Annotated in this window: 14 protein-coding genes; 13 read left to right on the forward strand and 1 reads right to left on the reverse strand. The window is 41.0% G+C overall.

What is annotated here, in order from left to right; translation table 11 throughout:
- From ACQKMR_RS00240 to spoIID, 13 genes are all read left to right on the forward strand, one after another.
- Positions 1-861 (forward strand): NADH-quinone oxidoreductase subunit C (locus ACQKMR_RS00240; protein ID WP_427695468.1); only part of this gene is annotated, 861 nt, incomplete at its 5' end.
- A gap of 4 nt (positions 862-865) precedes the next feature.
- Positions 866-1,966: an NADH-quinone oxidoreductase subunit D gene (locus ACQKMR_RS00245; RefSeq protein WP_427695469.1), complete on the forward strand. Its 1,101-nt coding sequence runs from the start codon at positions 866-868 to the stop codon at positions 1,964-1,966.
- Complete coding sequence (nuoH, locus tag ACQKMR_RS00250) at positions 1,967-2,974, forward strand: NADH-quinone oxidoreductase subunit NuoH (RefSeq protein WP_427695470.1); 1,008 nt, start codon at positions 1,967-1,969, stop codon at positions 2,972-2,974.
- Positions 2,975-3,008: 34 nt separating this feature from the next.
- Entirely contained in the window at positions 3,009-3,428 is a 420-nt protein-coding gene (gene nuoI / locus ACQKMR_RS00255; RefSeq protein ID WP_427695471.1) for an NADH-quinone oxidoreductase subunit NuoI, read from the forward strand.
- A complete protein-coding gene (locus ACQKMR_RS00260) occupies positions 3,425-3,949 on the forward strand; it encodes an NADH-quinone oxidoreductase subunit J (protein WP_427695472.1) in 525 nt (174 codons plus the stop codon). Before nuoI ends, ACQKMR_RS00260 begins: the two co-directional genes overlap by 4 nt.
- Positions 3,946-4,260 (forward strand): NADH-quinone oxidoreductase subunit NuoK, encoded by a 315-nt coding sequence (gene nuoK / locus ACQKMR_RS00265; RefSeq protein ID WP_427695473.1) that lies wholly within the window; start codon positions 3,946-3,948, stop codon positions 4,258-4,260. The genes ACQKMR_RS00260 and nuoK overlap by 4 nt, the downstream gene beginning before the upstream one ends.
- A gap of 34 nt (positions 4,261-4,294) precedes the next feature.
- Positions 4,295-6,166 (forward strand): NADH-quinone oxidoreductase subunit L, encoded by a 1,872-nt coding sequence (gene nuoL, locus ACQKMR_RS00270; protein WP_427695474.1) that lies wholly within the window; start codon positions 4,295-4,297, stop codon positions 6,164-6,166.
- On the forward strand, positions 6,163-7,686 hold the full coding sequence (locus ACQKMR_RS00275) for an NADH-quinone oxidoreductase subunit M (protein WP_427695475.1): 1,524 nt from the start codon (positions 6,163-6,165) through the stop codon (positions 7,684-7,686). Before nuoL ends, ACQKMR_RS00275 begins: the two co-directional genes overlap by 4 nt.
- 3 nt (positions 7,687-7,689) lie before the next feature.
- Positions 7,690-9,216: an NADH-quinone oxidoreductase subunit NuoN gene (nuoN, locus tag ACQKMR_RS00280; protein WP_427695476.1), complete on the forward strand. Its 1,527-nt coding sequence runs from the start codon at positions 7,690-7,692 to the stop codon at positions 9,214-9,216.
- Between the two features lie 149 nt (positions 9,217-9,365).
- Positions 9,366-9,608, forward strand: a complete 243-nt coding sequence (locus ACQKMR_RS00285) for a DUF1146 family protein (protein ID WP_061465671.1) — start codon at positions 9,366-9,368, stop codon at positions 9,606-9,608.
- A 167-nt stretch (positions 9,609-9,775) separates the two neighbouring features.
- Positions 9,776-10,525, forward strand: a complete 750-nt coding sequence (locus ACQKMR_RS00290) for a YwmB family TATA-box binding protein (RefSeq protein WP_427695477.1) — start codon at positions 9,776-9,778, stop codon at positions 10,523-10,525.
- Positions 10,526-10,557: 32 nt separating this feature from the next.
- The gene (murA, locus tag ACQKMR_RS00295; RefSeq protein ID WP_427695478.1) at positions 10,558-11,859 is read left to right on the forward strand and encodes a UDP-N-acetylglucosamine 1-carboxyvinyltransferase; all 1,302 of its coding nucleotides are present in this window, start codon (positions 10,558-10,560) and stop codon (positions 11,857-11,859) included.
- A 201-nt stretch (positions 11,860-12,060) separates the two neighbouring features.
- Positions 12,061-13,095, forward strand: a complete 1,035-nt coding sequence (gene spoIID, locus ACQKMR_RS00300; protein ID WP_427695479.1) for a stage II sporulation protein D — start codon at positions 12,061-12,063, stop codon at positions 13,093-13,095.
- Between the two features lie 20 nt (positions 13,096-13,115).
- Here spoIID and ACQKMR_RS00305 read toward each other — a convergent pair whose 3' ends face one another.
- Positions 13,116-13,541 carry a VanZ family protein gene (locus tag ACQKMR_RS00305; RefSeq protein WP_427695480.1) on the reverse strand — a complete coding sequence of 142 codons (426 nt, stop codon included), beginning with the start codon at positions 13,539-13,541 and terminating at the stop codon, positions 13,116-13,118.
- Positions 13,542-13,629 lie beyond the last annotated feature (88 nt).

The following is a 13,629-nucleotide window of genomic DNA, read 5'->3' on the forward strand; positions in this document are numbered from 1 at the left end:
GCAGCAAAGGCAAAAGCAGCCGCTCTCGCCCGAAGACAGTCAAAAGAAAGTGGTACAGAAGAACCGGAAGGGAATATGGATGTAGCAAAACAAAAGAAAGAGGCAGCAGCAAAGGCAAAAGCAGCCGCTCTCGCCCGAAGACAGTCAAAAGAAAGTGGTACAGAAGAACCGGAAGGGAATATGGATGTAGCAAAACAAAAAGCAGCCGCAGCAGCAAAGGCAAAAGCAGTTGCTCTCGCCAAAAAACAGGAATCAGTGGGTAAAGGAGAGGATCCTGAAAAAGCAAAGGCTAAGGCCATTGCTGCTGCGAAAGCAGCCGCGGCTGCAAAGACCAGGGCTACTATAAAGGAGAGTACAGAAGTTCACACCCCAGATGAACCTTCACCAAACCAATCAATACTCGATCAAATTGTTCTGGCTATTGAAAAGCATTTGGGACAAGGTGCGCTAACAGATTACTATATTAATAACCTTTCAAAAGATGTCCCCACATTAGTTGCCAAACCAGATACATATTTTCAAATAGCTGAATTTTTACGAGATGATGAACAGTTAAGCTTTCACTATTTATCGGAACTGCATGGAACAGATTTTGAAACTCATATGGAAATCTATGTTCACTTATATTCATTTAATACGAATCATTCGGCTGCTTTGAAAGTGAAGCTGGATAGGAATTCTCCAGTTGTTCCTTCATTAGTCCCTTTATGGTCGGGGGCAAATTGGCCGGAATGTGAGGCCTACGATTTACTCGGTATCCTCTTTCAGGGACACCCTGATTTAAAGCGGATTTTACTTGGTGAGGATTGGGTCGGGTATCCTCTTCGAAAAGATTATCAACCTTATGATGTGGAGGTGTAACCCAATGTTACGGACGGAAGAAATGCTTCTCAATGTCGGGCCACAGCATCCGAGTACACATGGTGTTTTTCGGCTTGTCATCAAAATCGATGGTGAAATAATAAAAGAGGCTACACCTGTAATTGGGTATCTACATCGGGGTACGGAAAAACTAGCGGAAGATCTACAATATACTCAGATTATCCCCTATACAGACCGACTGGATTATCTAGCCGCAATGACAAATAATTATGTGCTTTGTCACGCTGTAGAAACAATGATGGGGGTTGAAATCCCCGACAGGGCTGAGTATTTGCGGGTAATCGCAATGGAGTTAGGCAGAGTTGCGAGTCACCTTGTTTGGTGGGGAACGTATTTGCTTGATATTGGAGCGACGAGCCCCTTTTTATATGCTTTCCGTGAACGGGAAATGATCGTTAACTTACTGACTGAATTGTCTGGTGCACGACTTACATTTAATTATATGCGGGTCGGAGGTGTGAAATGGGATGCTCCTGAAGACTGGATTGAGAAGGTGGCAGAGTTTGTTCCTTATATGAGGGAGCAGCTGGCTGGTTACCATGAGCTGGTAACAGGGAATGAAATCTTCGTGAACCGAGTTAAGGGAGTGGGCACCTATTCGAAGGAAGAAGCGCTTCAGTACTCATTGAGCGGTGCAAACTTAAGATGTACAGGTGTAAAATGGGATTTAAGAAAAAATGAACCATATTCCATTTATAATCGGTTTCAATTTAATATTCCTACCCGTGAAGAAGGCGATGCTTTTTCACGCTATCACTGTAGGATGGAGGAAATTGAAGAATCATTGAAAATCCTTGAGCAGGCAGTTGAGCAATTTCCAGCCGAAGGACCGATTCTTGCTAAGGTCCCGAAAATTATAAAGGTGCCGAAAGGGGAGGCCTTTGTCCGAATTGAATCACCAAGAGGGGAAATCGGCTGCTATATCGCAAGTGAGGGAAAAAAGGAGCCATACCGGTTAAAATTTCGCCGACCCTCATTTTATAATCTTCAAATTCTTCCAAAGTTACTGGAAGGGGAAAATATGGCGAACTTGATAACGATATTAGGCGCCATCGATATTGTATTAGGGGAGGTCGATGGTTAAATGATCCAGGATTTGCTTCAATCCACTCCAAGTCTACTGAATTTTGGCATCTTTTTTGGCTTGGCTGTGCTACTCCTATTTGTTGTTTTAGGGTTTGTCACCTATGGTATTCTTTCTGAAAGAAAAATCATGGGGTTCATGCAGTTGCGGGTGGGGCCAAATCAGATTGGTGGTAAATGGGGGCTTTTGCAGACCGTTGCAGATGTTTTGAAGCTTTTAATCAAGGAGGATACAATCCCCAAAAAAGCCGATAAGCCGCTATATATATTGGCACCGGTAATCGCCTTTGCTCCAGCTTTCATGGTCCTTGCTACATTGCCATTTACCGATGCTTTTCAATTTGCTGATATAGGTGTCGGATTATTGTATTATATGGCAGTTTCCGGCATTACGACGATTGGTATCGTCACGGCAGGTTGGGCATCCAACAATAAATACTCTTTGATTGGCGGAATGCGGGCAGCAGCGCAAATGATATCGTATGAAATTCCGCTCGTGATGTCGTTAGTGGGAATAGTCCTGTTGACAGGGAGCTTAAACTTAAATGATATCGTCGCTGCACAGGAGAAGATTTGGTTTATTTTTCTTCAGCCAATTGCGTTTATAGTTTTTTTTATTGCATCGGTAGCTGAGTTGAACAGGGTTCCTTTTGACCTTCCGGAAGCGGAATCTGAATTAGTCTCGGGTTATCATGTTGAATACTCTGGATTTCGCTGGGCCTTCTTTATGTTGTCGGAATATGTGTATATGTTTGCAATGGCTACGTTAACCACTGTATTATTTTTAGGGGGATGGAATTCTATACCGTTTCTGGATTTTATTCCGGCAGCTATCTGGTTCGGCCTGAAGTTTAGTGCTGTGTTTTATGTATTGGTTTGGATTCGTGTAACCTTTCCGCGTATAAGGGCAGACCAATTGATGGAGTTCGGCTGGAAAGTCCTGCTGCCGATTGCATTAGCTAATATATTTTTGACTGCACTTTTAAAAGAATTATTTAAACTTTTTTAAAAAACTTAAGCTAATCAGAAAGCGAGGGGTTAATATGCTTGGCTTAGCAAAAGGTTTAACTTATACGTTGAAGAACTTGACCCGGAAAAAAGTGACCTATGACTACCCGAATGAGCCGCTGCCGCTCCCTGATCGATTCCGCGGTATACAAAAATTCTATCCTGAGAAGTGCATTGTATGCAATCAATGCGTGACGATTTGTCCAACAGACTGTATACAATTAATAGGAAAAAAGCATCCGGACCAAACAAAAAAAGGTAAAATCATCGATACGTATGACATCAATTTTGAGATATGTATTTTGTGTGATCTATGTACGGAGGTTTGTCCAACTGAAGCGATAGTGATGACGAATCAATTTGAACTGGCGGAATACAGCCGTGAACAGTTATTTAAAAATCTGGAGTGGCTGGATGAAAATGATGAAAATATCCGGAAGGTGAATAAGGTATGAGTTTGTCCGGTGAATTAATTGCATTTTTTGGTTTGGCACTCGTCGCCATATTAGGCGGGGTGCTGCTAATTACGCTAACAAAAGTGGTACACATGGTAATTGCCCTTGTCTTTACATTTCTAAGTATTGCAGGCATTTATATGCTGCTCTCGGCAGAATTTGTGGCAGTCGTACAAATCTTGATCTATTCTGGGGCAATTACGATCATGATGTTGTTTGGAATTATGCTGACTAAACATCAAGAACGCGAAGAACCGGCAAAAAGGGGGTGGGGGAAATTCTCTTTGCTGCTTGCGGTTGCTGGATTTGCTGTGGCGGTTTATCTGGGTATTTACAATCTGCATATACCTGTTCAGCCAACGACCTTGCATGAGGAAAATACTAAACAAATTGGTATTGAGCTGTTTTCCAAATATGTGATTCCGTTTGAAGTGATGTCTGTCCTCCTACTTGTTGCCTTAGTCGGTGCCATTGTGTTAGCAAAAAAAGACGATAAGGATGAGGAGGGCGATCAATTATGACAGAAGTTCCCTTGTCTGCTTATCTGGTATTGGCACTAGTTTTATTTTGTATTGGTCTATATGGTGCATTGATAAAAAGAAACGCGGTCATTGTTTTGATATCCATTGAGCTGATGCTGAACGCTGCGAATATCAATTTAGTTGCTTTCAGTAAATTTGGAGTAACGCCATCTATTACTGGTCAAGTGTTTTCATTATTTACAATAACAATTGCTGCAGCCGAGGCAGCTGTTGGGCTGGCTATATTAATGGCCCTTTATCGTAATCGTAAGACGGTCAATGTTGATGAAATGGACACGATGAAGCATTGAAGGTTTATATAAATGAAGAAGGGGATTTGATACGATGATGGAGAATGCTTGGCTCATACCGATCTTCCCACTCGTCACGTTTCTGGTTCTGCTTCTATCAGGCAGGAGATGGCGAGAACAAGTAGCCTATATAGGAATATTATTAACGCTAGCTTCGTTTATTTTATCGCTGCTTGTCTTGATAGAACGGTTTAAGGAACCTACTTATAAAGTAACTATAGATTGGCTTTCCATCGGTGGGACTCAACTTACGGCAGGATTTGAAATCAATCAGCTTAATGCCTTGATGCTCGTGATTGTTTCACTTGTCAGCCTGCTTGTCCAGATTTACTCGAAGGGGTACATGAATGGTGAAGAGCGATTCTCCATTTTCTATGCATACCTTGGTTTCTTCACCTTTGCCATGCTTGGACTTGTCATGGCACCCAATTTATTGCAACTCTATTTTTTCTGGGAACTGGTCGGGGTTGGTTCCTTCCTATTGATTGGGTTTTACTTTTATAAACAGGAAGCGAAGAAGGCTGCGAAGAAGGCCTTTATTATGACAAGAATAGGTGATGTAGGGCTTTTAATCGGCGTTATTCTACTATTCTGGGAAACTGGTAGCTTTGAATATGGCGAGATCTTTCAAGCCGTTCAAGCTGGTGAGATTTCAGTTGGAAGGTTGACATTGATTGCTGTTCTGATTTTTATCGGTGCGGTTGGGAAATCGGGACAGTTTCCTCTTCACACCTGGCTTCCTGATGCAATGGAAGGTCCGACTCCTGTATCTGCACTGATTCATGCAGCAACTATGGTTGCAGCAGGAGTTTACTTGGTAGCCACTATGTTTCCGTTGTTTCTGGCAAGTGTTACAGCAATGCAGATCGTAGCAGTAACGGGTGGATTTACAGCCATCTTTGCTGCAAGCATTGCTCTTGTGCAAAAGGATGTTAAGCGTGTGCTTGCCTATTCGACAATCTCCCAACTTGGTTTTATGATGCTAGCTTTGGGTACGGCTGGATATGTGGCCGGGGTGTTTCATTTAATGACTCATGCTTTTTTTAAAGCATTGCTGTTTTTAGCAGCAGGAAGTGTAATTCATGCTATACATACACAGAACATAGAAAAAATGGGTGGGTTATGGAAAAGGTTGAATTGGACAGGACCGCTGTTCTTAACTGGAACTTTGGCGATATCGGGGTTTCCCTTGCTGTCGGGGTTTTTCAGTAAAGATGAAATTCTCATGTCGGCCTGGGAGCATGGGGACTATCTCCTATTTACACTTGCGGTGATTACATCCTTTTTAACAGCATTTTATATGTTCCGCCTGTTTTTCATGATATTTGCAGGAGAATCACGAAGTCCGGTTAATCAGGTTAAGGAATCAGCTTCAATCATGTTACTTCCTATGTTTGTTTTGGCGTTGCTTGCTGTAATCAGTGGATATATTCAAACACCATGGTTCGGAACATTCCTTGGTGATTGGCTAGTCGAAGGAAATGAAACGCTGCTTGGCGCTAGTCATAATGAGGGACCTATTTGGATCATGTTTATGGCCGTGTTTGTATCGCTGGCTGGCATATTACTTGCTTATATGATATACGCTAAAAAGAAGATACCTCGGGGCTGGCTCTTCAAAGAGAACTCCAAATTATATAAAGTTTTAGATAATAAGTATTTTATTGATGAGATTTACTTTTTTACTCTAGGCTATGCAATTAAAGGCTTTAGTTTATTTCTTTCTTATATTGAAAAGTTCATTGTCGGGGGATTGATCTCAACAGTGACAAGTTCAATAGAGGGGCTAGGTAAAATAGGGTCTAAACTGCAAACAGGACAGGTGCAGCAGTATGGCATGATCGCCTTTCTTGGACTTGCGGTATTATTGGTCATCTTTGCGTTAACAGGGGGGTATTTAAGATGAATGTCTATTTGCTCTCACTATTAGTGTTTTCTCCGCTACTTGGCATTGTAATGGTTGCCATTATGCCGATAAAAGAGGAAAGAACGATCAAGCAATTCGGTTTTTTCGGAACACTGCCTCCCCTTATTCTCTCGTTGTTTCTATTTAGTCAATATTATTCGGGTGTGGCACTCTCTTCCTTTGATACCAAGATGAATTGGGTCCGATTTGGAAATTTGGCGATGTATGACCCTAAATTGTTTACCGTTAATTTTGAATTGGGTCTGGATGGGTTAAGCCTCATCTTTATATTACTGACGACAATCGTGTCGTCGCTAGCGGCGATAGCTTCCATTTATATAAAACAAGAGTTGAAAGGGTATTACCTTTTATTTTTGATTTTAGAGATTGGTATGCTCGGTGTCTTTACAGCAGAAAACTTAATTCTTTTTTTCATCTTTTTTGAAATGACGTTGATTCCGACATTCTTTTTAATTGGGAGATGGGGATTTTTAGAGAAGGAGAAAGCGTCTTATAGTTTCCTAATTTATAACGGCATTGGTTCAGCGGTTTTATTGGTGGCTATTCTGATTTTGTTTGCCCGGACAGGAACGACGAATATTGCGGCTTTGTCTCAGATGATGACGATGGGCGGCGTCTCACTCTTTGCACCAATTTCCGGTTCGATGAAGTATGGATTATGTTTGGCCTTCATCATAGCTTTTGCGATTAAGCTGCCCGTATTTCCCTTCCACAGCTGGATGGTGCGGGTTCATGCCGAGGCACCGCCATCCATTGTTATGATTCATGCAGGTGTCCTTTTGAAAATTGGGGCATATGGAATCATCCGGTTTGGAATGGGAATTTTCCCGGAACAATATAAAAGCCTGGCTTTTATCGTTGTACTATTTGGAGTCCTAAGCTTGTTATATGGTGCATTTTTAGCGTTAGTGCAAACGGATTTCAAGCTAGTTTTAGCATATTCCTCGGTCTCGCATATGGGAATAGTTATGATGGGGCTGGGTGCCTTGAACGAATCGGGTATCCAGGGAGCCATCTTTCAAGTTATCTCTCATGGATTAATTGCTGCTTTGTTGTTTTTCTTGGTTGGCGTGTTGTATGAGCGGACGGGTACGACCATGCTTACTAAACTTGGTGGCTTGACAAAGTCTATGCCAATATTTTCTGGACTTTTGCTAGCCGGCGGGATGGCCTCCCTCGGTTTGCCCGGGATGTCTGGCTTCATCAGTGAATTTATGGTATTCCTTGGCTTATTCAAGAGTCAGCCATTGTTTGCGGCAATCGGAGCTCTGGGACTTGTTTTAACGGCTGTCTATATGCTGAGAGCGGTCCTGATGATAACGTTTGGTAAAAGTAATAGCTTGGTAGAGAAAGAGAAACGTGACCTTATGGGGCTGGAGTTTGTGCCAACAGTGGTACTTCTCGGGTTGATTATATCGGTTGGGGTGTACCCAAATCTGTTAGGCGGGCCTCTTCAAGGAACGATTGATGCCATGATTCTAGCGCTAGGGGGGCGATGAAGGATGGATTGGAACACAATGCTTTCTTACAAATGGGGAGCGATGATGCCGGAATTCATCATCCTTGGAACAGCCATGATTCTTTCGATATTGGATTTATTCTGGCCAAATCATTTTAATCGAAGGAAACTTGCATGGCTCGCGTTAACCGGAATTATTCTGGCATTTTTTTCACTGATTAGCTTATTTTCATTTGAGACTGTAAGCATCTTATCCGATACATTTCGTTTAGATTCATTTGCAAAAGCATTTAAGCTAGTCTTATTATTCGGAGCGGGCCTTGTCATCCTCCTTGCAGAAAGCTACGAGCCCCAAGAGGGATTACAGGAGCATCGCGGGGAATTTTATTATCTGTTCCTGACCGCATTGCTTGGGGCGATGATCATGACCTCAAGCGGGGATATGATAACCTTGTTTGTTGGACTAGAACTACTTTCGCTTTCTTCTTATATATTGGTAGGAATACGTAAACATAATCGAAAGTCTAATGAAGCGTCTATGAAATATGTAATAAACGGTGGTATTTCAACGGCAATCACTTTGTTCGGAATGAGCTATTTATATGGAGTGACCGGTTCGGTAAATCTAGGGGAGATGAGCCGGACGATGGCCGCTATGACGGATGGTCAGCTGCAATACATTATGGGTCTCGCTTTCTTCATGGTTTTTGTGGGTTTATCCTTTAAGATTGCTGCCGCTCCGTTTCATATGTGGGCGCCTGATGTCTATGAGGGAGCACCTACTCCAGTTGTTGCCTTTTTAAGTGTCATCTCGAAAACTGCAGGATTCGTCATCATCCTGCGTATCTTCCTTTCACTGTTTCTAACCGCTTCCGGTGATACATTTGGAGCGCTCGACTTTTTGGAAAAAAATAATATCTATATAGCTTTTGTGGCAGGTCTGACGATCATTATTGGGAATGTAATTGCATTAAGACAACAAAACTTAAAACGGTTATTTGCCTATTCCAGTATCGCCCATGCTGGTTACCTCCTTGTAGCGGTAGCGACATTGGGCGGTGGCTACTTCTTGATGGATACAGTCTGGTTTTACTTACTGGCATATGTACTAATGAATATTGGCGTATTTGCGGTCATTCAGCTGCTTTCCAGTCAAAGTGGCTCAGAGGACATAAGTATCCTGGCAGGGCTTGGAAGGAGATCTCCATACCTTGCCATAGCATTTACTGTCTTTATCCTCTCGTTAGCTGGAATTCCCGGAACGACAGGGTTCATTGGCAAACTAAATATATTTCTTGGAACATTCATTACTGAACCTGGACATTATGTTCTTGCAGGGATCATGATTGCAGGTACAATTGTGTCCTATGTGTATTATTTTGGATTATTGGTTCAAGTCTTTTTCCGCCCTATTCATTCAGATAAGGTACTAAAAATTCGATCTGGTCTGTCCACCGTTATAATTATTTGCCTAGTAGGTACTCTCCTTTTTGGAATAGTTCCTAATCTAGCCTTGGATTTTCTCCATAATCAATTTGGGGATTTTACAGATTTTATTTCGAGTGAATGATATAATGCCTGTATCAGAGGCTTGTTCTATTGGATCAAGCCTCTATTTACAGTTTTAAAAAGATATTTTGCAATTCTTCCTTTTATATTCCAAATTCGAAGGGGTTTTGTGTTAGAATAGAAGACGGGTGTCTTTTAGGAGGTATGTACATGTTTTCAGCAATGGGACAACAGGCTTTAACAGGAATAATTGCACACTTGTTTTTCATTGCAGTTACCTGGTGGGCTTTACAGGCATTACACTTTGATAAAATTTTAAGATCTAATTCGGTCATCAAGGCCAGGGTTTTATATATTTTATTAACGGTTGCCATCGGTTCAGTTGTAAGTAATTTCTTCCTTGACTACCTGGGATTTGCGAACCAACTCCCATATATGTTTAGTGATGATTAATAAGCTGTAAGACTCTGCTTATAGCAAAATATGATTCTACTCTTGTATTCGCCATACTTCCTCTGCTATTTGCAATATCAGGTAGTGAGGTGTCACCAATTGTCGGAAAACACGAAGTATGAACTCTCTCCTTGTGGAAAGAATGTATAAAAGGGGAGGGATTTAACATGCATAATTGGAACAAAAAAATGTTAACATACATAGTATTTCTTGGTTTGATGGTGATTTTAATTGGGAATAGAACGATTGTGGCAGAAAGTAAAGCCGATATAGTTAAGTTGGTGGAACTGCTACAACAGGATAAGGATGTAAACATAGGAGAATGGTCTGTATATGCTAGAGAAATAAATAAAGAGATTGCAACTAAACAAGAGTTTGAAAGAGAAGTATCAGTTTTAAAACAAAAATACCCTCAATTTCAATGGTACCGGAAAGATGATGCTTCCGGCTGGAAGGCAGAGGCGTTAATTTACAATGTCGATTCAGGTCTAACCGAGTCTATTAAAATAATGACAACGGAAGAAAAATTTGATAAAGTTACCTATGTTGTTTACGAAGTGAAGGGGCAAAAGTGGAGAAACGCTAATTCAGCCTTCTTTACAACAACGTTCCAGAACAGGGTGAATGACCTATTTATAGGAACTCCTTCAATTTTTTCTTGTATTAAAGGGTCTATCAATGATAATATGGATTCGGTTTTAAACTCTAAAACTGTAGATCTGTTAGATATGTTCCAAGCAAGGGAAATTGAGAGTGTGCATGAAACAAACTTTACATCTATATCTGCACATTCAACATTGTTTAAACAACCTTTGACAAAAGAAAAATTAAATTTGCAGTTTGGGCTACGGACAGAAGGATTGGGTGACCGAACGAACTTTGTAGTTGGCACACCAATCATAACGTTTGAATATTAATATAGAGAAAATGGACGCGGAGGGGAATACTTTTGGAAAAAATCATCGTCCGCGGCGGAAATAGGCTTAGCGGGACAGTTAAAGTAGAAGGTGCTAAAAACGCCGTTTTGCCAGTTATCGCTGCAACATTATTAGCAAGTGATGGGAAAAGTATCATTAAAGATGTTCCTACGCTCTCCGATGTATATACAATCAACGAAGTATTGCGCAACTTAAATGCAGATGTTGCCTTTCATGACAATCAAGTAACTGTAGATGCATCAAGAGAGTTATTAGAAGAAGCACCATTTGAATACGTACGTAAAATGAGAGCTTCCGTTTTAGTGATGGGCTCATTATTAGCAAGGAATGGCCGGGCCCGCGTTGCTCTCCCTGGTGGTTGTGCCATCGGTTCTCGTCCTATCGATCAACATTTAAAGGGCTTTGAAGCGATGGGAGCAAAAGTGAAGGTCGGTAACGGTTTCATTGATGCCGAAGTTAAAGGCAGACTTAAGGGTGCAAGAGTGTACCTTGACTTCCCAAGTGTAGGTGCCACTGAAAATATCATGATGGCAGCAACACTTGCTGAAGGTACGACTGTACTTGAAAATGTGGCCAAAGAGCCTGAAATTGTAGATCTTGCGAATTTCCTTAATAAAATGGGTGCTAAAGTCAGAGGCGCTGGTACGGGTACAATGAGAATCGAAGGTGTCGATAAATTATATGGCACTGAACATGCGATTATACCTGACCGCATCGAGGCTGGTACGTTTATGACAGCGGCTGCTCTTACTGGTGGTAACGTTCTTGTTCAAGGAGCTGTGCCTGAACATCTTACTTCCCTTATTGCGAAAATGGAAGAAATGGGCATTACAATTCTTGAAGAAGAGGACGGATTGCGTGTTATCGGTCCAAAAACCTTGAAGGCTATTGATATTAAAACAATGCCACATCCTGGTTTCCCAACTGATATGCAATCACAAATGATGGCATTATTATTGCGTGCTGAAGGAACAAGTATGATTACGGAGACAGTGTTCGAAAACCGTTTTATGCATGTTGAAGAATTCCGTCGCATGAATGCGAATATAAAAATTGAGGGTCGTTCTGTTATTGTGAATGGACCAACTAATATTCAAGGTGCTGAAGTGGCTGCCACTGATTTACGTGCTGCTGCTGCGCTTATCCTGACTGGATTAGTTGCGGATGGCATTACTCGTGTTACAGAATTAAAGCATCTTGACAGAGGATACGTAAACTTCCATGGTAAATTAGCATCTTTAGGTGCTGATGTGGAACGTATTAACGAAGAAGTACCTGCAGAAACAAAAAAAATTGCCGATTTAAACGCATAAGATATCTAAAAAAACCCATTCACGCTTCAGTCATTGAAGTGTGAATGGGTTTTTTGTTTTGTTCTAGTATTAAAACTTCTAATCCAGTACCTGTCGTTTTTCTATTCATAAAAGCTTGTCCTTCGACATACATATGTTATGTAGAGATACCTGCTGGATGGGAGAATATCAGCAGAGAACAAGTGTAGGGAGGCCCAGGATTTGAAAGCTATCAAACCGATGATCGTACTATTTATAGCAGTAGCATTTGTGATTATTATGATTCCAGCAGTGCTTGTGCTTCCATTTTCAAATGATAAGACAAGTGGAAAGTTAGACGAACAATTAGAACAGAAAGCAAAGGAAGAGGGTAAAGAAGTGAGTACAAATGAAATGAGTTCCGTTGAAGTTGCTGTTTACCGTACAACTGCTAAAAAGATTCAAAAACTGCCGATGGAGTCGTATTTGGCTGGAGTGGTTGCAGCGGAAATGCCTGCGGATTTTGAGGAAGAAGCATTGAAGGCCCAAGCATTGACAGCCAGAACCTACATTGTCGATCAGCTCATTAACGATAATCGAATGGGCTTGCCAGACGGTGCGGATGTGAGCGATACGGTAATGCATCAAGTTTATATGAATAACGATGAGCTAAAAGAGCAGTGGGGCTCTGATTATAAATGGAAGATGAAGAAAATTAACAAAGCTATTAAGGAAACACAAGGCCAAATTCTAACCTATAATGGAAAACCAATTACAGCGACTTTTTTTTCGACCAGCAATGGGTATACAGAGAATTCTGAGGACTATTGGGAAGCAGAGTTTCCTTATTTAAAAAGTGTATCCAGTCCATGGGATAAAGAATCACCAAAGTTTTATAATAAAATGGTAGTAGACGCTGCGGATTTTGAAAAGAAGCTAGGGGTAAATCTATCATCAGGGACAACAATAGGGACTGTCATTGAAAGAACATCAGGTAATCGTGTAGGCGTAGTTGAAATCGGCGGAAAGAAATTGACAGGGAAGCAGATTCGTGAAAAGCTCGGATTGAAGTCATCTGATTTTAACTGGGAGCGCCAAGGCAACCAAATTGTCATCACGACAAAAGGATATGGACACGGAGTTGGAATGAGTCAATACGGTGCTAATGGAATGGCCCGGGAAGGAAAAAACTATGAAGATATTGTAAAGTACTATTATAAAGGGGTAAAAGTACAGTCTTCTGGCAAGTGGATGAATACAATGACGGCGAAAAAATGAGAGATGGGGATTCCCATCTCTCATTTTTTTTCGCCTATTTTTTCTATAATAGTCAAAAAGCCACGTTCGTGTTTGAAATAGTGGTAGTGAACATGAAAATAGACAGCCAATACTCCGATGATATCTTTAATTACATCTATTAAGGTGGCGGAACGATAGGGAATGAAAGATTGATGATATTCATCTACAATACCGTATAAGCCTGCCACAAGGGCAGCCAACAAGCTTAGCCCGGGCTTCAGTTTTTGGTTTACTGCAAGAGCAGAAACAAACAATATGTACAAAATTGCAAATTCGACTAAATGAAGTGCCTCTTTTATAAATCGGTCCGTTGTTGATGAGGGGATATCAAGAATAACATCATCAGGAAGGCTGGACATAGTCCAAATGGCAATCATATATAAAAAAGGTAATAACGTTAACACGAGTTTAAAGGCTTTTTTCATAAATTAAACATCCTTTAACAGTAAGATACAAAACATTTTACCATTCTACGAATAAAATCGGTTTCTTTTCCACAAAATAAATCTAAAA

The sequence above is a fragment of the Peribacillus sp. NPDC096540 genome (assembly GCF_050278525.1).
Classification (GTDB): Bacteria; Bacillota; Bacilli; order Bacillales; family DSM-1321; genus Peribacillus.